We start from the raw sequence: 21,371 nt of genomic DNA on the forward strand, positions 1-21,371 counted from the left end.
GCCATGCCGGGACTTTTTATAGATGGATAAAGATTTCAGTTAAAAGGCTACGTTGACAGAACCTTCTATGGTGACTGTCATCTTAGTGTTGCCACTCGTATAGATGAGGTAGTCATCATCACCAAGGCCCAGTGTCACGCAGGCATCAAAAGAGAGCATCGGGTTCACTTTGAAGTTCGCACCTACGTACGGAGCAACGCCGACATCGCCACTTGTTTCGGCAGATTTTTTGCCTCTTGTCTTTTCGTCATTAAGCAAAATGTCAAAGGTGATGCCGAAGTACGGGGAAACGACCTGGGAAACGTTCGGATCCAATTCTGCATTGAGAATCAAGCTCATCGGTCCTTTCTTACGGTCATCGCCTTCGGTCGTAATGGAAAGGCCTGCTTCCGTTCCAAGGGCGACTCCGCCAAAGTCTTGGGAGTACTGACCACCGAAGTAGAATCCGAAACCGTCATCAGAGATTTTATCCTTGCCGGTCGGGAACGTTACGTCGAGGAATGCGGCTACAGTGGGGATAATCTGGTAGCGTGCACCGAAAGTCAGGTTTTCCATGCCTGTATTGTGGTCATTATTACCGTCGTAACGGCTAATCGGTCTGAACGGAAGTTTCAAGTAAAGTTCCAAGTTCTGGGTTGGAACAAAACGTGCTTTTGCACTGAGGTCAAGTCCCTTCCACTTATCATGGATAATGAAGTCGCCGACGATTTTTGCTTCACCGCTCATCGGTGCTGGGACTGGGAAGTTGCTAAATGTAGCGAAACTGGCCGATGCAAGAAGGGCTGTGCCTACGATTGCTTTTTTTAACATAATGTAGTCTCCTTGTAAAGATTTATTAGTAATATACATAAATATTACATAAAAGTTACATCGCTTTCGTCTAACGCAAAAAATAAAAAAACGAGCCGCAAATTGCGACTCGTCAATTTTTGCTGTGATTGCAGTCACCCGCAAGTTCTTTTTAGAACTTGAATTCCATATCCACTGTAAAGCCGAGGGCGTCGCCTTCCATGCCGATTTGGACGTTGTTATCCTTTGCCTTTTTCTTCAAATCCTGGCTGCGGGCGATAATCTGACCGTTGAGCGAAATTTGCTGGTTGATGGCGAAGTTTGCACCTACCCAGAACTTGAACTGGTTTGACCAGTCGTCGTGCAGGTCAACGTCCTTTTGACCGTTGTCAAATTCTGATTTGAAAAGGCGGAGCCAGAACTGGCCGCCGACCAGGAGCGTCACCGGTGCGGACGGGAGCGTGAAATCAAATTCACCGCCAAGGCGAAGTTCCAGGCCTCTTTCGAGCTTGTTGTGCTCAAAGCCCCAGAAAAGCCCTGCTTCAGTACCATAGGCCGCCCCCTTGATGGCGCTGATGTCGCTGTGGTGCTGGGCGCCTGCGTAGATGAACATCTCGTTGGAACTCGGGGCCGTTGTCCCGACGCCCTTGGCCTTGTCCTTACCGATGGGGAGGTTGAAGTCAAGGAAAAAATAAAGTTCCGGATCCAATGCGTAACGTGCGCCGATAACCAAGTCGCGAAGCCCACTGCCACCTTCGGAGCATGCGTCGCAATCCGTTTCGCCCCAGAACTGATATCCAAAACCCTGTAAAGAAAGCTCAAATTGCGGGGTGACGTTCATGCGGGCACCGACCTTGAGGCCCATTTGGGACCAGTCATCGTCTGTATCGTAGTAGAGTCCTGCTTTTACAGAGCCCTGATTATTCTGGAGCAAGCCAAAATAATCCCATGTTGCAAAGCTGGATGTGACAATTGCAGCCGTGAGAAGAAGAATCTTTTTGAACATTATAACTCCTATGAAACACCTTGATGGTAACCCCTAATTTAGTAAACCAATAGACCCAAGGCAATTAAATATTTGTAAGCAAATTTTCATTTCCGTGCTAATGGTCACAATTGATGTTTTTTGCTTACAATGGCAGTTGCCAAAGTCGTTTTAAAAATTATTTTTACATGTAAGAGGCGTTGCTACTTGCTTTGCCAAAAGGAATTTAAAGGGCGTATATGAATTACATAATCCGTTTACTGCTTGCTGCTAGCCTAATCCTCCCGGTGTCCGTTTGGGCTCAGGGTGTTGCCCCTAAACAATATTTGAATCTCTACTATAGAAACGACCAGCTTTATGTGGGACAATATAAATTCAGTTGTGAAATCGGAAAAAAAGATAATGATCGTGGAGATTGTGTCTTTTCTCATGGGATAACGTCTGAGTATAAGGTTCGCACTGCGTTCTATGCAGCAACGGTGACCTCCAAGAAATGGGTGTTGAAAGATGCAGAAACGGATCAGAAGCAATCGACTGTGCTTAATCTTGCCACTGATATTAACTTTGGCCAGGTTCTTGATGAAGAAGGAAAATGCTCGGAAAACCATAATTTTTTGCCTTTCGTCGGTGCGACATTTAATGGACAGAATCATACCATTTCAAACATTTGTCGAGTATTCAATGGTACAATGAACACATACGCAGGCTTTTTTGGTGTTGTAGATGGAAAAGAAATAAATGATTTGAATATTACGAACGTTAATTTTATTGTTGATAAATATACGGAAGGAAATGCTGCATCGGCTAATGGTTCCGATTACTGGGCTGCGGGCGCGTTTGCTGCTGAAATTTGGAACAGCAAGGTGACCAATGTGACTTTAAAGAAAATTTTTATTCAAGCTCCTCTTGCTGGTGGCCTTGCCGGGTTTATTGCAAATTCGACAATTTCGGACGTAAAAACGGCGGATAATGCTGTTGTCAAGATCTTGAACGAAAGTCAAATTACTCAAGACTATGCCGGAAAAAAAATTAGCGGTGTAAATTCAGTTGTTTTTAGTCCGTACAAAGTGTCTCTGGGCGGCCTCGCCGGTGTGGCTTTCTATACGGATATCAAAGATGTCGACATCGCTGTTCAGGTAGAAAATAAAGTGGCTGTAGATCAATCCGTTTTGGGAGGTCTTGTCGGTCACTATGTTTATGCTCCAACGAATCAAGTATTCGGTGGTATTACCCCAAAAAATTCAGTAGTTCAAAACATCCAAATTCATGGAGCAACTGGCGACGATTCTAAGCTTGTTGTTTCTGGCGGTGTCGCTATGGGCGGTGTGTTTGGTGCTACCAAGAGGTATGAAATATACGCGTCGGAGGTTTATGGCCTCGAGGTGGACAAAGTTGCAGTGACTGGGCTGAATATAGCACAAAGCATGGCGCTAGTTGATGACGCTACAGTTGCAAAGCCGATGTATTTCGGAGGTGTTATCGGAAATGCCGATCTTTGTAATGGCGGTATCCTGAAAATTACGGATGCAAAAGTAAATGAATTAAAAATTGATGAATATTTGCCTTACGATGGAGCCTTTCAATATTTCGTGGGTGGAATTGCCGGGTTTGCCGCATGCGAAAATGTGAATAATTCTGGAAATCGCGAAGACCTGTACTTAACGCTTAAAAATTCTAAAGCGTCCGGGAGAATTATACTTCAAGGTGGCAATTCCGTTGATGCTGAGATGTCGTATGCTCGCGCGTCCGCTATGATGGGCGGCCTTGTTGGGGATGCTATTGTATCGCTTGAAAATAATAGCACTGCTGGGAATGAATCGGAAGTCTCGTTAACCTACGCCGCCAAGAGGGCAGCTGGTGTGACTGATGCCGATTCTGTGATTGTGGGTGGCGTTTTTGGTGCAGTCAGCAAATACAACAATGAAATAAAAAAAGTTCGATTGTCTGATTTAGCTTATAAAAGCTCTATTTATGTTGTAGATGACGGTATTACGTCTCGTATAGGAGGTATTATAGGCAAATATCCTCTAGTATTATCTGGGGAACCCAAAATTGATTTTGAAGATGTCCATGTCGATTTCCGTGGTGGATCGGTTGTTTCGTATAGCGGGGAGGCCGTGCCTTCTGAAAACACGTCTTCATCGATAGGTGGTATTTGTGGAATTTGCCGTACACCTGAATTGATTGCTCGCAGCTCTGTTGAAGGTTCGTTTAGTGGAACTCTTGGTTTTAATACTCCTCCGAAAAAGAATTTTTATGTGGGTGGGCTCGTTGGCGAAGCAGATTTTCATGGTTCAGAGGAAGTTGTTGTAAAAAACAACTATTATATAGGGACGATTGCTGATAAGTTTAATAGAGGAAAGGGACATGCGGGCTATCTTTTTGGTTATATGCATGGCGACGGGCTGGGCAACAAGCCGGTTTTGACATCGAACTATCATTATGGTGCTGATAATGTTGGTGCTGTCGGTTATTTCGAAAATTATGGCGCATTTACCGATATCGTGTTTTTTAACGAAAATGGATTCAATAAGTTTGTAGCAAAGCACAATGTTCGCAATGGCGGTGGTGGCTTGCAAGATGGACCGAATGGTTCCACCAATAATGGTTATGCTATATCGATTTACATGCAATCTCAAGATTTTGCAGATTTCTTGAACAGTGTATGGACGGATCCCGAAAATCAGGTTTGGGCGTATGAAAACGATTTGCCGACCCTTATAAATCCTGTGGTGGCGGGCAGTTCTAGCTCGAATAATGGAAGCTCTTCAAGCTATGAAGGTTCTTCTAGCAGCGATGTGACTTCTTCGTCCGATGGCTTGTCATCGAGCTCTGCAAACAATGGTGATTCTAGCTCTAGTTACGAAGAGTCTTCTAGCAGTAATGCAACATCTTCTTCGTCCGATGGAACATCCTCTTCTTCGAATGTGACTTCTTCGTCCGATGGCTTGTCATCGAGCTCTGCAAACGATGGTGATTCCAGTTCAAGTTATGGAGAGTCTTCTAGCAGTAATGGCACTTCCTCGTCGTCTAACGGAACATCCTCTTCTTCAGATGCAACATCATCGTCTTCGAATGGCGCGTCTTCTTCTAGCGGTAATGAAAACTCCTCGTCGTCCGAAAAAGGAAAGTCTTCTTCTTCGAACGGAGAAATGTCTAGCAGCAGTGCCGGCAATGACAAATACAGCTCCAGTAGTTCCGCCAAAGACGAATCGAGCTCTAGCAAGGGTGGCTCTAGCAACTATAACTACATCTATGAACTTGCTGAACCTACTGCGAGACAGGATGGCAGTGCGCTCCGCATGACGTTGGGTGACACTATTGCAGACAAGCTTGAAAATGTTGATTACCACATTGTTGTGAAGTCTGATGCTGGTACTTACCTCGATACGGTGGTTGATGGAAAAACGGTGGGTGACGTTAAGAATGGCACGTGGCGCCTAGATCCTGCTCCTGCCGGCGAATACACCGTGACCTTTACGCTTACGGACGGTAAAGATTCTGTCAGCTATGATAAAAAGTTCATCACGGAAAAAGAAAAGACATTCACGCCGCAAGCCTGGCAGACGCTTTCTCTGTACGCTTTCTGCCGCGACAAGGGCGGTGATTGTATGTCTGAATTGGATGCTCGTTTTGCCCGCCAGCAACAGAACTGGGCGGCAGAACAGTGTGAAGAGATGAAGGCACAAGTCAAGCGTGGCGCCGCTCCTGACGATGATCATTTCTACCATGAAATGGAAGATATCTGTGCGCAGGCGAATGGCTTGGATGCTACGGCTTCTGTCTACTGGTGGGATGAATTGAATCCGGTTGGCGAATTCTGGCAGTATCGCAAGTTCAGCGTGAACGACAAGTTCGATTCCACTCGCGGTTACTGGTATGGCCCGATTGATAACGAACCGCTGGTGATGAGCCTTGAAACGCCTGACATGAAGGACGAAGTCGTCTGGCGTCTTGAAAACAAGTATTCTGGCTGGAATCTCGTGGCAAATCCGTTTGGCTGGTATGTGTCCTTGCCGAAAGAAAAGGGACTTCAGTTCTGCAAGTGGGATTCTGAAGCTAGCACTTACGTGGAAGCGGATACGCTTGGACCTTATGAGGCAATCTGGGTCCATACAGAAAAGGCTATGACGTACCGAATTCCGCTGAAGGCTGCTATTGTTCTCGAAGGCGAAAAGAAGTCTTTGAACAAGAGTTCTGCTTCTGAAAACTGGAATCTCCGTGTCGTCTTGGCTGACGATAATGGCAAGCGCGATTCTTGGAACGAGCTTGCTGTCGGCACGGCCTCGTCTTTGGGCGAACCGCCTGCAGGCATGGGTGACCGCGTGAACCTCTCCATTGTCGAAGGCAAAAAGCGTCTCGTCAAGAGTGTAAAAAAGAATGCTGATGACCTCGAATGGAATCTCGAAGTGAGCGCCTCGACCTCTCGTGATGGGCATTTGAGCTTTGATGGCCTCGAAAGTGTCTGGGCAAAGGGCATGCGCGTCTATGCGACCGTGGATGGCAATACGGTCGAGGTTGCGAAGGAAAGTCCGGTGGATGTCAGGCTCTCATCGAAGGCTAAAAACATTTCTGTGCGTGTGACCAAGAGCGCTGTTTTGACGGCTATCGCAAAGAATATGCTCTCGAGATTCCGTGTGAACCAGACTCCGAACGTCTTGAACGTCGGTTTTGATGCGGCCTCCAAGCTCGCTGGCATGAATGTGAAGGTGAGCGTTGTGGGTGTCGATGGTCGAATCGTTGCTACGAACAGGGCTATCGCTCGCGAAGGCTCTAACGCCATCTCCATGAAAAAGCCCAAACAGGGGGTCTACTTCGTCCGCCTCAAGGTTGGCAGCCAGAGTGCCGTCACCCGCGTTATGGTCCGATAAATCAGTCTAGCCGAACGCAAGTTTAATTACTAAATTTGCGCTCGTTATGACAAAAGCAAAATTCATCAAACTCATTATTGCATCGGTGCTCGCCATCGCTGCCCTCTTCGTCCCGTACGAAGCCCTCGGCTTCGTTGGTGACCACGCGTTGAACACTCTCGAAATTCGCGTCATCGCAATCTTTGTGATGGCTGCCCTTTTCTGGATCCTCCAACCGTTCCCGATCTGGTCTACGTCCATGTTCGTGATTGTGTTGATGATTCTCACGCTTTCGAACTCGGCGCTTATCCCGTTCCGCGTGGAAGGTGTTGAACCGCTCAAGTTCAAGGACATCATGGCCACGTTTGCGAACCCGATTATCATGCTCTTCTTGGGCGGCTTCTTCCTTGCTTCTGCCGCTTGCAAGTACAACATGGACAAGAACCTTGCCCGCGTGCTCTTGAAGCCGTTCGGCAAGGACCCGAAGTGGGTGCTCCTTGGCCTCATGATCATCACCGCCGTGTTCTCCATGTTCATGAGCAACACCGCTACTGCCGCTATGATGCTCGCCATCCTCGGCCCGGTGCTCAAGCTCTTTGATGAAAATGACCGCGGTAAAGCTGCTTTTGCTCTTGCCATCCCGCTCGGTGCTAACATCGGTGGCATGGGTACTCCGATCGGTACGCCTCCTAACGCCATTGCCCTTGGTGCTCTCCAGTCCAGCGGTTTCAACATCTCGTTTGGCCAGTGGATGGAATTCGGTGTCCCGTATGTGATTATTATGATGATTCTTGCTTGGCTCTTGCTCCTCAAGCTCTATCCGATCAAGATGAAGCAAATGAACCTCGATATCGAAGGTGCAGAAGGTTTTGACAAGAGCCCGCGCGCTATCATCGTTTACATTACCTTTGCTGTGTGCGTACTTTTGTGGGTGACCGGTAAGAATGTTCATGGCCTCAATGACAACGTGATTGCAATGATCCCGATGGCTGTGTTTGCTTTGACGGGTGTGATTACCAAGAAGGACCTCAACGAAATGAGCTGGGACGTTCTTTGGCTCGTCGCTGGTGGTTTTGCTCTCGGTCTCGGTTTGCAGCAGACTGGCCTTGCAAAGGACCTCATCAACGCTATTCCGTTCAATACCTGGTCTCCGATCGTCCTCATGGTCGGTTGCGGCTTCATCTGCCTCTTCATGGCAAACTTTATGAGCCATACCTCTACGGCTAGCTTGCTCGTCCCGATTTTCATCGTCGTGGCTGTAAGCTGCAAGGACAACCTCGCTCCGCTCGGTGGCGTGACCTCCTTGATGGTCGCTGTAGCTTTCGCAAGCTCCCTCGGCATGTGCCTCCCGATTTCTACGCCGCCTAACGCTCTTGCCCACGCAACGGGTTACACGGATACGCGCGGCATGGCTATCACGGGTATCGTGATGGGTATCGGCGGTCTCGTTCTCTCCTGGATCATGATGTTTGGTCTTTCCAAGGTGAACTTCTTCGAAGATCCGGCTGAAGTTGCCGCTCCTGCTGCTGCTACTGCTCCGGCTGCTGCTGCACCTGTTTATGCAAAGCCTGCCGAAGTTGCTGCTCCGGTTGAAACGATCGCCGAACCGGCTGCCGCTCCAGTTGCCGATAGCGCTGCTGTCGCCATTCCGGCTGACTCCGCCGCTAAGGTTGTTGTCGATAGCGCTATCGCTAAGTAATAATTTTTATGATAAGCGGCGCATTACCGCGTTCTCGGACTCTCGCTGTACGACTTGTACAGCTTCGGTCCTGCGGCCTTGTCCTGCTTGCTTCTCCTAAAAATTTTGATTTAAGGACCTGGATTAAATTCAGGTCTTTTTTTTGTATATAACGTCTGTTTGTAAAAAGTTGTTCACGAAAATAGTTGTTTTGGATAAGGTGTTATCATCATTTCTATAAAAATAGCCCAAATGGGTTATTGCATTGTAATGTTGTTGTAAGTAAATTATTATACAACTTAAACAAAAGGAAATGTAAAATGGCAACAAAATTGAAAAAAGCTGGAAAAATCTCAGTAAATGACCTGCTCCCGGGCGATATCTTGGCGTTTAAGGGAGACCCGGATGATGATATTAGTAAACTTATCATGAAATTTACGGGGTCCGACGTTTCGCATGGTGCGATCTTTGTACAGAAACAGGATAATGTCCTTGCTGAAGCGGGTGGTGATGGCATCCATGCTCGCCGGATGAAGGACAATTCTAATGCTCGTGAAGCTTATGTGATGCGTCATAATAAGGCTCGCAAATATGGTGTTGAGCCTGTTGTGCCGATTGCCAAGGATTATGTGCTTCAGGACCTTCCGTATCCGTATTCCGACTTGATTCTTTTGGGCTTGATCCTTATCTTCAAGCATCAGGTGACAAATCAGCTTCTCTCTCGCGTTGTTGTAGAATTCTTGTGCTTGGTAGCCGCAGAACTTAAGACGATTATTGAAAAGGAAAAAACGCCTGGCAAGCATACGATGGTGTGCTCTTCTTATGTTTACCAGTGCTATCTGGATGCTTCCAAGAAAAATCCGGCACTCAAGCTCAAACTCAAGGATGCTGACGTTGGCTTTAAGGACCATCCTCTTATCGGCCGCAAGTCAAAGTCTAAGTCGGTCACGCTTTTCGATATGTATGCCAATTACGTCGAAACGCATGAAGAAGAATGCAAGAAGAACTTCAAGCTTAGAAAGTCCGTGGCTCCGAAGAAGCTCCGTTCTAAAGAAGAAATCTTGGCCGATTTGAAGAAGCTTCTTTTGTCTAAAATCTCCGACAAGATTCCGACAATGACTCCAGAGCAATTTTCCACGGTTATCGACATCATTGAAGCCATTAAGGATGTTATCTCTGCCTTGGCAACGTTCTTTAAGGGCGACCGCGTGTCCTTCTCGGAAATGATGAAGATTGCAAGAGAACAGCAGGCCATGTTTGTAACGCCGAGTGATTTGGTCAACCACGTCACAAACGTAACGCTCGTTGGTATGCTGAGAGTCGAACGCTACGGCGAAGACTACGATGAAAACTGGAAATAATTAAGGAATAGCCCGCTCTGCGGGCGTTTCTCTACAACTTTCGTGTAGCAAAAAAAATCCTCGCTTTTCAGCGAGGATTTTTTCAGTGGTCGATACAGAACTCGAATCTGTGACCTCTACCATGTCAAGGTAGCGCTCTAACCAACTGAGCTAATCGACCATTAAGGTAGCCCAATATTAGAAAAAGATTGAGCGCCTGTCAAGGGTGGAGGGCAATAAAAATGAAAAAAATACGGGAACTTGCCGCTATTGGTCTTCTTCTGCAATCCAGTAGTGCAATCGGCCTTTAAATAGGATAGGAGGGAGGCTCTCATCGCACATTCCATGCCTGCAGTCCGTAAAATGCAGGTTTAAGGTTGCGGTCCATTTCGTGTTGTCTTTCTGGTCAATAGTGATGTAGTTGTCTTTGCCAGTAATGAATGCCTTGGGGGTACCTTGGACCTGAATCCATGTGTAGTCGGATACGACGTTATTTAGGCCTAGTTTTGGGTCGCTGACCATGATACTCATTTGGTCTTTGCGTTCGCTTCGTTCCATCGGGATTCGAATTTGCAGGTAATGGTGGCGGTTTCTGATATAGGGAATTTCGACATCGTCCCTGCCGAGCTCCTGCGTGATTTCTTCACCATCGTTGATGCTGTACTTGAGAAACCCGCCGCCCTTGACTTCCCAGCTGTCGTTGATATTGCTACAGGCGATGAAACTTGCGGTGATGCCTGCAATCCCGGCGAATCTAGCTGCTAGTCGAGCCGAACTTGCTGGATTTGCGATTTTTGCGAAACAACGTTTCAAAAAGGCGAACTTCATGTTTTTAAAATAGAAAAAACGCCGGGCGCTGATGCCCGGCGCATTTTAGAAGTAATACTAACCACTTCGCTAAGCTCTTCCGTCGACACCGTTTTCGTCGGCCTGAGGCGGCTGCTTCTGCTGGGCAAGGCGCGGATCTTCAAGCACGTACAGTGGGAGTGCTGCGAGTTCTTCGTTGTCGGCGATGAGGCGTACAATGTATTTGTCTGGGCGTGCGAACTGCAAACGTTGCATGTTCAAAATCATGTTGACTGCGGCAGTGTCGAAACCTTGTGCAACCGGCTGGAGCTCAATTTCGGACTGCATCGGTGGTACAATCGGGTGTCCAACAACATCTTCAATCGAGAGGCTCAACTGGTGCGAGCCTGCTTCGGCGCGCTGGTAGCGCAAGCGGAAAGCGGCGGAACACTGCGGAATCACAAGCGGAAACTTTGCGAAAATGCGGTCAAAGGCACCAAGGATATTCATGCGGCCGCCCACATCATTAGCGGTGGCGGCGTCACAGATAGCAGCAATTTCAATATTCATTATGGGGTCTCCAAGTATTTGATAAATGTTTAACTAAATTATAATTATATTCCGAAAAAGACGAGGATTTTATGCAAGAAATTCCACTTTGGTACTGGCTAATCGTATTTTTTTGCCTCGGCGCCTGCGTCGGGAGCTTCTATAATGTCATTGTTTACCGTATGCCGCGCGGAATTTCCCTGATCAATCCGCCTTCGCACTGTCCACTTTGCAAAAAGAGAATCCCGATCCGCTACAATTTGCCGATTGTGGGCTGGCTTTGGCTGCGTGGCAAAAGCGCATGCTGCAAACAGCCGATTAGCGTGATTTACCCGATAGGGGAGAGCCTATGCGGCCTCTTGGGGGCGCTTGCCCTTTATGCGGCGGCAGGCTTCGGAACTGACTTTGCGCGACCGGTCTTGTCGCCTGAGGTCTGGGCCGATGCGGCTGCGATGTTCTGGCTTTTGCTTGGGGCTTACCCCGTTTGTGCGGTCGATTGTAAGTACAAGTTGATTCCTGATTCCATCTCGGTCGGTGGAATTGTCGCGGGCCTCTTGATTTCGCTTGTGCCGGGGGGCGTGACGCCTCTCCAGAGTGTGATTGGTGCCGTTGTTGCGGGGGGCGGACTTTATCTGCTCGGCTGGATTGCTACAAAAGTGCTCAAGAAAGACGCTATGGGTTTTGGCGATGTCAAGCTCTTGGCGGGTTACGGAGCGCTTATGGGCCTCACTGGCGCTGTCGAAACACTTTTGGTAGCCGCTTTGCTTGGCATTGTGATTATGGTCCCGTATGGGATGCTTGCCGCAAAAAAGGCGGCCAAAAACAAGAATAGCGAGGATGTCGGGCAAATTCCTTTCGGACCGTTCCTCGCCATTGCTGCCCCGATTATTTACCTCTGGGGCTCAGCGCTTGTGGATGCTTATTTTAAGTTTGTGCTAGGGGAATAGGTTAAGTTACTAGTTCTGAGTTACTAGTTCTGAGTTAGTAGTTCTGAGTTAGTAGTTACTAGAGAATTTTATTTCAAGATTTACTACTAACTAGTATCTAGTAACTATTAACTGCGGCGGCTGCGCCGCGTCTACTTCTTCTTTTTCCCGGGCCTCTGCGGCATGAACGGGCTTTTAGCGCTTGATTCGCTTGAACCCTTTGCCGAAAGAACTTCCTGACTCGTAACCACGGAATCTCCAACGCTCAGGCCCTTGAGAATCTGGACGTTCACGCCATCGCTAAGACCTATCTTCACGCGACGCGGAGCTGCCTTGCCGTTGATGTTAATCCATACGTGGTCGCCTTCAAGCTTGGGCTTCTTGTGTTTTTTCTTGGCGCCTGTGCTTGGAGCACCACCCGGTCCCATGCCTGGAGGCGGGGGCGGGAAGTTGTCGCTAGCTTCGGCGGTCTTGCGCGGTGGGCGAGGCATATCCTTCGGATCAACCATCGGAGTTCCTGCGGCGGGCATAAACTTGAGCGCCTTGACCGGGATCGTAACGGCGTCCGTAATTTCTTGAGTGACGATGGTGCAGGTGGCGGTCATGCCCGGCAATAGCTTCTGTTCCGGATTCTCGGCGGTAATCACGACGGTGTAAGTCACCACATTGCTTGTTGTAGTCGGATTCAGACGGACTTCTTGCACGGTGCCGTTGAAAATGTCGTTCTGGAAAGCGTCCACCGTAAATGTTACGCGCTGGCCTTGCTTTACTTGTCCGATGTCCGCTTCGTCTACTGCCGCCATAACTTTCATCTGGCTCAAGTCTTTTGCAATCACGAACAATGTCGGCGTGCTCATGGAGGCGGCTACGGTCTGTCCGACATCTACTGCGCGTTTCAGTACAACGCCGTCAATCGGGCTCTTGATGGTCGCGTAACTCAAGTTCAAGCGAGCCTGAGCCACTTCGTTCTTGCGCTGTTCCAAAGAGAGCTTGGCTGCATTTAAGTTGTATTCAGCCTGCTCCAGTTCGACTGCACTTGCGCTCTTGCTTTCGGCGAGCCTCTTGATGCGGTCGTACGTGCTTTGTTTGTAATTCAAGTCGTTTTCGGCACTCTTGTACGAAATCGTCGTCTGCTTTAAAGTCGATTGCAACTTGGACTTGTCGAGTTCGGCAATGACTTGGCCTTTCTTGACCTTGGAATTGAAATCAACGTTAATCTTGGCGATATCGCCAGAAACCTGTGTACCGACTTCCACCTGGTCCACCGGCTCTAACGAACCCGTAGCCGAAATTGTAGTCTTGATGGTGTCTGTCACCACCTTGGTGCTGATGAGGGCGCCTGCCTGGCTTGTGGCATCTCCGTTAAAGAAGAATGACTTGACGCCGAGGGCAACCCCTGCCAAAACGGCGATAACGACGATGATTTTCAAGAGTTTTTTCATAAGCATTAGAAAAATAGTAACATTGATTTTTTATTACAGCTATTTTGATGATTTAGATGCACGTTGGGTTGCAAATTTTCTAGCTTAATGGTCATGACTCGCGTACGCAAAAAAGACGATAGTTCTGAAGTCCGCAAAGTGACTTGGGTGGGGCTTGGCTGGAACGCCGCGCTTTCCGTTGCCAAGTTTGTTGTGGGCGTAGTGGGGAATTCCCAGGCGCTCGTTGCTGATGCTATCCACAGTGCGTCTGATTTTGTGACTGATGTCGCCGTGATTGTCGGTAGCCACTTTTGGAACTCGCCACCGGATGCCGAGCACCCTTACGGGCACCGCCGATTCGAAACGCTCATTACGATTGGCATTGGCCTTGCCGTTGCTGCCGTGGGCGTTGGCATTGGGTATAAGGCTGTCCTTGCGCTTTTGGCGGGCGAGGCTTCACACCCGGAAACGTCTGTTGCTGTGATGGCTTTTGCCTCCATTGTGATAAAGGAAATCCTCTTCCGCTATACGCGAAATGCCGGGCGAAAAATCCGAAGCCAGGTGCTCGAGGCGAACGCTTGGCACCACCGCAGTGACTCCTTTAGTTCGATTCCTGTGCTTGTGGCGGTCGTTTTTGCCATTTTGCTCCCGCAGCTTTGGTTTGCGGACTCCGTCGGTGCGTTGGTTGTTGCGTTTTTCATTATGCATTCGGCGATTGAAATTGCGGCTCCGGGGCTTCGACAGCTTGTGGATCGCGGTGCAGACCCGGATGTTCTTGGAAAATTGCGCAATTTGGCACTTTCGCACCCAAAAGTCATCAGTTTGCATGGGCTCCGTTCCCGCTACGTCGGGAGTGACCTGCATGTGGACGTGCATATTGTGGTCGATGACCGGATGACTCTGAAAGATGCCCATGACGTCGCCGAAGAGGTGGAACAGCGGCTTATCGACTCGAATGAAAACGTCGTCGATGCGCTCGTGCACATTGACCCCTACAACGCCAATCGCGCTGCCCAGGGCGAAATCAAGACGATTGAGAAGTAGTTATTTAGTGCCTTCGGCACAGTTACTAGTTAATAGTTGGTAGTTACTAGAAGTTTCTACGTAAACATTTCAAGTAACTATGGTTATTGCGTTGTATTGTTTTTAAATGAATGTATAAATGTTCGTCGAGAGAATAAAGCGTCGGCCAAGGATGGGGAGGGTGCAGGGAGGGGCCCGTGCGGCCTTCGCAACTCTGAGCTGGGGCCCCGCCCGCATGAAGTTCATTTTAAATTAAAAAGGCTTTGGGCGTAAGCCCATATCACTTTTCACACCAGTAAATATTCCAATGTGGTATTAGCGTAATTGCGAAACAGCCTCGCAAACTTCACGATTCTATTTATATTAGTTTAGAACAAGTTTTGAGGTTGGATTATGGTACTTGACGAATTTTACAAGTTGAATAATGGGCAGCGAATCCCGAAAATTGCTTTGGGCACATGGCAAACCCCAAATGACGTGGCGGCAACCGCTGTTGCGACCGCTATTGATGCGGGCTATCGCCATATTGATACCGCAATCGCCTACGAAAATGAGGCGGGAGTCGGTGCTGGGCTCAAGGCGGCGCTAAAATCGACTGGAATTCACCGTGAAAGTATTTTTATCACGACGAAAATCCCTGCCGAAGTCAAGAATTATGCTGATACGGTACGCTGTATCCAGGAATCGATGGATCGCTTGGATGCATGCCATATCGACATGATGCTCATTCATGCTCCGCGTCCGTGGGCCGAAATGGGCGTCCCTAACGGAAACCATTATTACCGTGAAAATGTGGATGTCTGGAATGCGCTAGAAGAAGCATACGAAGCGGGTAAAATCCGTGCGATTGGCGTCTCTAATTTTGAAATTGACGACTTGAACAATTTGCTGGCGGGAACCCGCGTGATGCCTGCAGTGAACCAGATTCGCGTTCATATTGGACATGTGCCGACGGATTTGATTGACTTCTGCGAACAGGCTGGAATCTTGGTGGAAGCGTATTCGCCGAATGCGACAGGGCGCCTATTGAAAGTGCCCGAAGTCTGTGCGATGGCGGAAAAGTACCACGTTTCGGTGCCGCAGCTTGCAAGCCGCTTTGTGTTGCAGCTCGGGCTTTTGCCGCTCCCGAAATCCGTACACGAAGAACGCATCCGTCAGAACGCGAAGCTCGATTTCGAAATCAATTCGAACGACATGGCTGCGCTTTTGGAAATTGATGGACTGTAAACCTACTTGTCATCCTGAACGTGCTTCATCTCGTCATCCTGAGGCTTGCCGAAGGATCCTGTTAAATCTTGAAATGCAAAAAGGTCCCGCTCTAATGAGCGGGATTTTTGACTTTTTTCACCAAGTTGAGGTCGGTAAATTTGTCGAACCTTAGTCATTGATCATGTGTTCGTAGAACTTGCGATACATGTCCTTTTCTTCGGTCTTGCGGACGGCGATGGCATCTTGCGGATGGCGGTTGAGCATACCCGTGATCATCTGCGGGATGATGTAACCCCATTCGTATTTGCTCTGCAACGGCAAGAAGAGTTCCTGGATGGCGTCGAGAACCGGGCGGAGGTCGTACTTCGGATTCTTGAGGAAGCCGAGGAGGAGTTCCGTGGTGCAGTTGCCTGCGCCGCGGCCCATGCCGGACACGGAGCCATCGAGGTAGTCGACGTGGTTGATGATAGCCTGGATCGTGTTGGAGAAGGCGAGCTGCTGGTTGTTGTGACCGTGGAAGCCGAACTTCTTGTTCTTCACGATGCCTTTGTAGCGGGCAAGTTCCTTGTCGATGTCTTCCTGGTAGAATGCGCCGAAGCTGTCGACGAGGTAAAGCACGTCGGCCTTGCATTCTTCGTTGACCTGGTGGAGGGCTTCGTCAAGTTCCGGACCGCGGTCGCGGCTCACGGCCATGATGTTGAGCGTCGTTTCATAGCCCATGTCGTGGAAGGCATTCACCATGCTGATGCCCTTGTCGATGTTCTTGACGTAGCTTGCCACGCGGAACATCTGGTACGGACTTTCGGAAGCGGGCTTCACGGCATCCATGTTGACGCGGCCCACGTCAGCCATCACGGCCATCTTCATCTTGGAATCGATGCCGTCCTTGACCTTCCAGAGCAAATCGTCATCGCAGAACTTCCACGGACCGTATTCCTTCGGGTCGAAGAGTTCTGGGGAGTTCTTGTAACCCATTTCCATGTAGTCTACGCCGGCTGCAGTGAGAAGGGTGTACAATCTACGCACGAATTCAAGAGAAAAATCGTGCTTGTTGACGAGACCGCCATCGCGGATGGTGCAGTCAAGAACTTTAATGGTTTCGTAGTACATGGTTAGATCCTAGACGAAAGACGAGAGACGAAAGATGATTGCTTGTTTCGAAAATCGTAATCGTCGTTGGTTGAGGTTGTTGTCTCAGACGTCGTTCTGAGCGATGAAATCGCGAAGAATCCAGTCGTTTTTCAATTACATCGCAAACATAGTTTTTGAAATTTGGATGGTCAATAAATTTTTTGTGATGACTGAAAAATACCTGCTATTTAACGTAAATTTTGCGTTGAATTTTGACTGAATGGTTTTGGGGCTTGTAATTTAGTGGTGCGAATGTGCTGGAAAGCATTCTTGTCCTGATGCTGTTGCTATAAAACAAGCCAAATAAATTGCAGTTTCAAGTCACTTTGGAAGGCTTCTCGATTGGACTTTTGTTGGTTAATCTTATATTCTACGCTTATTATGCGTTAAATAGTAGCGAGAATCAACAGGATTCATGAGGTTTATTTTACTTTTCCCAAAAGCTTCGTGAATTTATATTTAGCGCATGCATATAAATAAGCTTTCCCCGATTTTTTCTGCCGCGGTTCTTTTGGGCGCGGGCGCAGCTTCTGCTGATACCAAGTTTTATTATAATCAGGTCGGTTACGATGTCGGTCGGCCTATTTCCGTGATTGTCAAGAGCGATAATCTTGTGGATGGTGCCGAGTTTAGCGTGATGTCTAGCGGAGCTGCTGTCAAGACGGGTAAGCTTTCGGTGGGGTCGAATCCGGATAATTGGCTCTCTAATGGCAAGTTTTATGTGGCGGATTTGACGGGCCTTATGGCGGGCAAGTACACGCTCCTGGTTTCTGAGAATGGGCAGCCACAAAATTCGGGTGAATTTACCGTTGCTGAAAACGCGCTTGCGAAAAATACGCTTGCGACAGTGCTCGATTATTTTTACAATGATCGTGCGAATAACCCGACTGTTGAAGGATGGGACAAGAGTATGTCGGTTTACAAGTCCGATAAAAAGGTCGATGTTCATGGCGGCTGGTACGATGCGAGTGGTGACGTGAGCAAATACCTTTCGCATTTGTCTTATGCAAACTACTTGAATCCGCAGCAGATTCCCCTGACGGTTTGGTCGCTTGCCTTTGCTGCAGAACGCATCCCGACGTTGCTTGCCTCGACATCGACCAAGGCAAAAACGGCTGATGAGGCCGCTTACGGTGCGGATTTCTTAGTGCGCATGCTTGCTGAAGAAGGTTATTTCTACATGACGGTCTTTGATAACTGGGGATCGCCTTATGGCAAGCGTGAAATTTGTGCGTTCAGCGGTCAGGATGGTGACAAGAGTGCGGATTACCAAACGGCCTTCCGTGAAGGCGGTGGCATGGCGATTGCAGCTCTCGCAAGTGCAGCAAGGCTTAAGCTGAAAGGCGATTACACTTCGGAAGAGTACCTCTCGGCGGCTGAAAAGGCATATAAGCATTTGTCCGAAAAACAGGGAATCGGCAAATCGTGTGCCTACTGCGACGATGGTAAAGAAAACATCATTGACGATTACACGGCGCTTTTGGCGGCGACGGAACTTTATGCGGTGACGAAAAATAGTGAATATTTGGCGGATGCGCGCAAACGTGCTGAACATCTTGAAGACCGTTTGAGCGATGATGGCTATTTCTGGAGCGATGATGATAAAAAGCGTCCGTTCTGGCATGCGAGCGATGCTGGTCTTCCGCTGATTGCACTTGTCCGCTATGCCGAAATTGAAGCATCTATTGGTTATTTAAAAGAAAATAAATTTGATGAAGTCGATGTGTGGTTTTGCCCAACTTGCATTGGGTGCGAATGCGGCAATAGACTTTTGACGGATGTTGGTGTGGCAATTGAAAAGCATTCCAAATGGCTAATTTCTGTTACGAATAAGGTAGACAATCCGTTTGGATACGCTCGCCAGACTTACAAGACTCAAGGTTCTATCAAGGATGGCTTCTTTATCCCGCATGATAATGAAAGCAATTATTGGTGGCAGGGTGAAGATGCCCGTATTGCAGGCCTTGCTGCTGCAGCAACGTATGCCGTTCGTGCTTTGGATGGCGAAGTTGCCGATAGCGTTCAGAAATACGCAACCGATCAGCTCGACTGGATTTTGGGCAAGAATCCGTATGCCACTTGCATGATGTACGGCAAGGGAACGAAGAATCCGCAAGAGTATGATGGTCAGTCGAAATACGATGCGACGCTTGAGGGCGGTATTGCAAACGGCATTACCGGCAAGAATCAGGACGGCTCGGGTATTGCCTGGACGGATGATGGTGTTGCTGCAGTGGGCTTTGATTCCATGAAGGAATCTTGGCAGGTGTGGCGCTGGGACGAACAGTGGCTTCCGCACAGCACTTGGTACTTGATGGCTCTTGTTGAACGCTATGACGAAGTTTCGAAGAAAGTGGAACAGTCTCGTTCTGCATTGCCGAAGTCTGTGGCTATGGCGAGGTTCAGCGTGTCGCTTGTCGGCAAGACTCTTGCGCTGAAATTGCCGCGTTTTGCGGTTGGCGGTGCCGTTAAGATTCTCGATGTGCGTGGCAATGTGCTAATGCAAAAGACCGTTCAAAGTATGAACGAATCGCTTGATGTGGGGGCGTTCAAGAGCGGACTTTATCTTGTGCAAATTCAGGGCTTCTCCGCCAAGAAGTTTGTTGTAAAGTAATGCACTGTAGGTGCCGGACTTTGGTCCGGCATCGGCTTTTATAAATGCAAAAAAAAGCGAACCGCAAGGTTCGCTTTTTAAACTTTTGGCGAAAATCGCCACCTGCGCAATCCTTAGAACTGGCTGAGGAAGCGTTGGTCGTTTGCCGTGAGGAGACCGATTTCCGGGATTTCGTGGCGGAGCATGGCGATACGGTCAAGACCGAAACCGAATGCAAAGCCGGTGAACTTTTCAGCATCGATGCCGCAGTTCTTGAACACGTTCGGGTCCACAGAACCGCAACCGCCGATTTCCATCCAGCCCGTGCCCTTGCAACGACGGCAGCCCTTGCCACCGCAGAACACGCAGCTCACGTCCATTTCTGCGGACGGTTCCGTGAACGGGAAGAAACTCGGACGGAAGCGAGTCTTGACGCCTGCGCCAAAGAGTTTGTTCATGAACACCTGGAGCACACCCTTGAGGTCGGCAAAGCTAATGTTTTCGTCAACGACAAGACCTTCGCACTGCTGGAACATCGGAGCGTGGGTCGCATCGTTATCGACGCGGAACACGTGGCCCGGAGCAATCATGCGGAAAGGCGGTTTGTGCGTTTCCATGTAGTGAATCTGGGTGCCCGATGTATGCGTGCGGAGCATGACCTTGTTATCGACGTAGAACGTGTCCTGCATGTCGCGGCTCGGATGGTCAGGCGGAGTGTTGAGCGCTTCAAAGTTGTACCAATCCGTTTCGATGTCACGACCGAAGTCCACATCAAAACCCATCTGCGCAAAGAAGTCGATGATTTCTTCGCGAACGTCGTACAGCGGGTGCGTAGAACCGGCAGCGATGCCAGCGCCCGGGAGCGTGATATCGACAGCGCCGCTAGCGAGCTTCTTCTGGAGAGCGGCTTCGTTCGCAGTTTCGATAGCCTTGTCGATAGCTTCGGAAACGGCAACCTTCAGTTCGTTCACGAGCTTGCCGTAAGCGGGGCGTTCTTCGGCGCTCAAGGAGCCCATCTGTTTCATGAGGTCGGTAACGGCGCCCTTCTTGCCGAGGTACTTTACGCGGAGATTATTGACCGCTTCTTGATTGGTGAGGTCCGTTTGTGCAAGTTCTGCATCAAAGGCCTGCTTGACATTGTTAATAGCTTCACTCATAGTACGGCGAAATTTAGAAAAATAGCGGACTCATTGCACGTGCTCAAGCAAAAAAAGTGCAAATACGGGGGAATAGGTGCAAGTATGAGATCGCGCCTATGGCTTGTCATCTTCGCGAAGGCGAGGATCTTTACAAATCTTCGTTGCAGATATCGCCGAGCGTTGCCTGAAGATCGAAAATCGTGTCCGGATTTAGACTGTAGAGCGTTTTTTGACCAATGCGGTCCGCTATTACGAATTTACCATCGACAAGTGCCTTCATGTCGTGCGAAAGTGTTGGCTGCGACACTCGAAACTCCTTTAGAATGTCGGTGGCGCACATATCTCCGTTAGATAGCAGGTTGATGATTTTAAGGCGTTTTGGTTCTGCCAGGACCTTAAGTTGTTTTGCAATTTTTGTGTAGTCAATTTTATTCATATATATAAATATAGAAATTTTTCTATATAACGAGATGAAAATTTTTTCTTATGTTTGTTGGTGGCTGGGCTCAACGCTTAATACGTCAGCCCAAAGCCGTACGGGTACAGTCCCTTTTTCCCGTCGCCAACGTTGATCGGGATTTGTCCTGCGTCTTTGGGCCAAGTGTGCGGGAGCTTGCCAGTGGGCTTGACTTTGCCAAAGAGCACGTCTGCAACACCTGACCCTTCGCTGCCGGGGAGCCATGCGACGACAAATGCATCGGCGGCGTTGATGAGCGAGGTGATGGGGAGCGGGCGACCGGTGATGAGCACGACGGTCACTTTGTGGCCTGCCTTTTGCCATTCCTTAATTTGCGCGATGTCTCTATCGGTGCTGTTGAATGACATGTCGGTTCTTGCTTTCTTGGTGATGATTTTGTTGTTGAAATCATCGCCGCGGTAGTCGCCGAACCATTCGGCGTACGGAACTTCACCGATAACATAGACGATGGTCTTTGCTTCTTCGGCGGTGGCG

At 48.8% G+C, this 21,371-nt stretch carries 16 protein-coding genes and 1 tRNA gene; 7 read left to right on the forward strand and 10 right to left on the reverse strand.

Going from position 1 to position 21,371, the window contains the following annotated elements; genetic code table 11:
• Positions 1-39: 39 nt before the first annotated feature.
• Together B3A20_RS06905 and B3A20_RS06910 are read right to left on the reverse strand one after the other, a co-directional pair.
• Complete coding sequence (locus B3A20_RS06905) at positions 40-810, reverse strand: transporter (RefSeq protein WP_290763088.1); 771 nt, start codon at positions 808-810, stop codon at positions 40-42.
• A 151-nt stretch (positions 811-961) separates the two neighbouring features.
• On the reverse strand, positions 962-1,795 hold the full coding sequence (locus B3A20_RS06910; protein ID WP_290763090.1) for a hypothetical protein: 834 nt from the start codon (positions 1,793-1,795) through the stop codon (positions 962-964).
• Positions 1,796-2,013: 218 nt separating this feature from the next.
• Here B3A20_RS06910 and B3A20_RS06915 point away from each other — a divergent pair, with 218 nt between their 5' ends.
• From B3A20_RS06915 to B3A20_RS06925, 3 genes are all read left to right on the forward strand, one after another.
• Positions 2,014-6,645 carry a T9SS type A sorting domain-containing protein gene (locus B3A20_RS06915; protein WP_290763091.1) on the forward strand — a complete coding sequence of 1,544 codons (4,632 nt, stop codon included), beginning with the start codon at positions 2,014-2,016 and terminating at the stop codon, positions 6,643-6,645.
• 46 nt (positions 6,646-6,691) lie between these two features.
• Positions 6,692-8,323, forward strand: a complete 1,632-nt coding sequence (locus B3A20_RS06920; protein ID WP_290763093.1) for an SLC13 family permease — start codon at positions 6,692-6,694, stop codon at positions 8,321-8,323.
• Positions 8,324-8,622: 299 nt separating this feature from the next.
• Positions 8,623-9,663 (forward strand): hypothetical protein, encoded by a 1,041-nt coding sequence (locus B3A20_RS06925; RefSeq protein ID WP_290763094.1) that lies wholly within the window; start codon positions 8,623-8,625, stop codon positions 9,661-9,663.
• A gap of 86 nt (positions 9,664-9,749) precedes the next feature.
• Here B3A20_RS06925 and B3A20_RS06930 read toward each other — a convergent pair.
• From B3A20_RS06930 to B3A20_RS06940, 3 genes are all read right to left on the reverse strand, one after another.
• Positions 9,750-9,823 (reverse strand) — tRNA-Val (locus B3A20_RS06930).
• Positions 9,824-9,909: 86 nt separating this feature from the next.
• Positions 9,910-10,455, reverse strand: a complete 546-nt coding sequence (locus B3A20_RS06935) for a hypothetical protein (protein WP_290763096.1) — start codon at positions 10,453-10,455, stop codon at positions 9,910-9,912.
• 84 nt (positions 10,456-10,539) lie between these two features.
• A complete protein-coding gene (locus B3A20_RS06940) occupies positions 10,540-10,998 on the reverse strand; it encodes a DUF6941 family protein (RefSeq protein WP_290763098.1) in 459 nt (152 codons plus the stop codon).
• A 71-nt stretch (positions 10,999-11,069) separates the two neighbouring features.
• Between B3A20_RS06940 and B3A20_RS06945 the strand changes: the two genes are divergently transcribed.
• Positions 11,070-11,924: a prepilin peptidase gene (locus tag B3A20_RS06945; protein ID WP_290763100.1), complete on the forward strand. Its 855-nt coding sequence runs from the start codon at positions 11,070-11,072 to the stop codon at positions 11,922-11,924.
• Positions 11,925-12,055: 131 nt separating this feature from the next.
• Here B3A20_RS06945 and B3A20_RS06950 read toward each other — a convergent pair whose 3' ends face one another.
• Positions 12,056-13,345 carry an efflux RND transporter periplasmic adaptor subunit gene (locus B3A20_RS06950; protein WP_290763103.1) on the reverse strand — a complete coding sequence of 430 codons (1,290 nt, stop codon included), beginning with the start codon at positions 13,343-13,345 and terminating at the stop codon, positions 12,056-12,058.
• A gap of 93 nt (positions 13,346-13,438) precedes the next feature.
• Here B3A20_RS06950 and B3A20_RS06955 point away from each other — a divergent pair, with 93 nt between their 5' ends.
• A complete protein-coding gene (locus tag B3A20_RS06955) occupies positions 13,439-14,368 on the forward strand; it encodes a cation diffusion facilitator family transporter (RefSeq protein ID WP_290763105.1) in 930 nt (309 codons plus the stop codon).
• A gap of 372 nt (positions 14,369-14,740) precedes the next feature.
• Complete coding sequence (locus B3A20_RS06960; protein WP_290763107.1) at positions 14,741-15,574, forward strand: aldo/keto reductase; 834 nt, start codon at positions 14,741-14,743, stop codon at positions 15,572-15,574.
• A 150-nt stretch (positions 15,575-15,724) separates the two neighbouring features.
• On the opposite strand, the gene B3A20_RS06965 is transcribed toward B3A20_RS06960, so the two are convergent.
• Positions 15,725-16,666, reverse strand: a complete 942-nt coding sequence (locus B3A20_RS06965) for an aldolase catalytic domain-containing protein (RefSeq protein WP_014546686.1) — start codon at positions 16,664-16,666, stop codon at positions 15,725-15,727.
• Between the two features lie 487 nt (positions 16,667-17,153).
• On the opposite strand from B3A20_RS06965, the gene B3A20_RS06970 reads away from it, so the two are divergent.
• The gene (locus B3A20_RS06970; protein ID WP_290763110.1) at positions 17,154-19,301 is read left to right on the forward strand and encodes a glycoside hydrolase family 9 protein; all 2,148 of its coding nucleotides are present in this window, start codon (positions 17,154-17,156) and stop codon (positions 19,299-19,301) included.
• 113 nt (positions 19,302-19,414) lie between these two features.
• Here the strand turns inward: B3A20_RS06970 and pheS are convergent, their stop codons facing one another.
• The 3 genes from pheS to B3A20_RS06985 all read right to left on the reverse strand — a co-directional run.
• On the reverse strand, positions 19,415-20,437 hold the full coding sequence (gene pheS / locus B3A20_RS06975) for a phenylalanine--tRNA ligase subunit alpha (protein ID WP_073443178.1): 1,023 nt from the start codon (positions 20,435-20,437) through the stop codon (positions 19,415-19,417).
• A gap of 130 nt (positions 20,438-20,567) precedes the next feature.
• Positions 20,568-20,855 carry an ArsR/SmtB family transcription factor gene (locus B3A20_RS06980; protein ID WP_290763112.1) on the reverse strand — a complete coding sequence of 96 codons (288 nt, stop codon included), beginning with the start codon at positions 20,853-20,855 and terminating at the stop codon, positions 20,568-20,570.
• A 77-nt stretch (positions 20,856-20,932) separates the two neighbouring features.
• Positions 20,933-21,371, reverse strand: a 439-nt coding sequence (locus B3A20_RS06985; protein WP_290763114.1) for a glycoside hydrolase family 3 protein, incomplete at its 5' end; no start/stop codon positions are given.

The sequence above is a fragment of the Fibrobacter sp. UBA4297 genome (genome assembly GCF_002394865.1).
Classification (GTDB): domain Bacteria; phylum Fibrobacterota; class Fibrobacteria; order Fibrobacterales; family Fibrobacteraceae; genus Fibrobacter.

Coding starts and splice junctions, on each gene's coding strand:
- B3A20_RS06905 (WP_290763088.1), bottom strand. CDS start 810: ATGTTAAAAAAAGCAATCGTAGGCACAGCCCTTCTTGCATCGGCCAGT.
- B3A20_RS06910 (WP_290763090.1), bottom strand. CDS start 1,795: ATGTTCAAAAAGATTCTTCTTCTCACGGCTGCAATTGTCACATCCAGC.
- B3A20_RS06915 (WP_290763091.1), top strand. CDS start 2,014: ATGAATTACATAATCCGTTTACTGCTTGCTGCTAGCCTAATCCTCCCG.
- B3A20_RS06920 (WP_290763093.1), top strand. CDS start 6,692: ATGACAAAAGCAAAATTCATCAAACTCATTATTGCATCGGTGCTCGCC.
- B3A20_RS06925 (WP_290763094.1), top strand. CDS start 8,623: ATGGCAACAAAATTGAAAAAAGCTGGAAAAATCTCAGTAAATGACCTG.
- B3A20_RS06940 (WP_290763098.1), bottom strand. CDS start 10,998: ATGAATATTGAAATTGCTGCTATCTGTGACGCCGCCACCGCTAATGAT.
- B3A20_RS06945 (WP_290763100.1), top strand. CDS start 11,070: ATGCAAGAAATTCCACTTTGGTACTGGCTAATCGTATTTTTTTGCCTC.
- B3A20_RS06950 (WP_290763103.1), bottom strand. CDS start 13,345: ATGAAAAAACTCTTGAAAATCATCGTCGTTATCGCCGTTTTGGCAGGG.
- B3A20_RS06955 (WP_290763105.1), top strand. CDS start 13,439: ATGACTCGCGTACGCAAAAAAGACGATAGTTCTGAAGTCCGCAAAGTG.
- B3A20_RS06960 (WP_290763107.1), top strand. CDS start 14,741: ATGGTACTTGACGAATTTTACAAGTTGAATAATGGGCAGCGAATCCCG.
- B3A20_RS06965 (WP_014546686.1), bottom strand. CDS start 16,666: ATGTACTACGAAACCATTAAAGTTCTTGACTGCACCATCCGCGATGGC.
- B3A20_RS06970 (WP_290763110.1), top strand. CDS start 17,154: ATGCATATAAATAAGCTTTCCCCGATTTTTTCTGCCGCGGTTCTTTTG.
- pheS (WP_073443178.1), bottom strand. CDS start 20,437: ATGAGTGAAGCTATTAACAATGTCAAGCAGGCCTTTGATGCAGAACTT.
- B3A20_RS06980 (WP_290763112.1), bottom strand. CDS start 20,855: ATGAATAAAATTGACTACACAAAAATTGCAAAACAACTTAAGGTCCTG.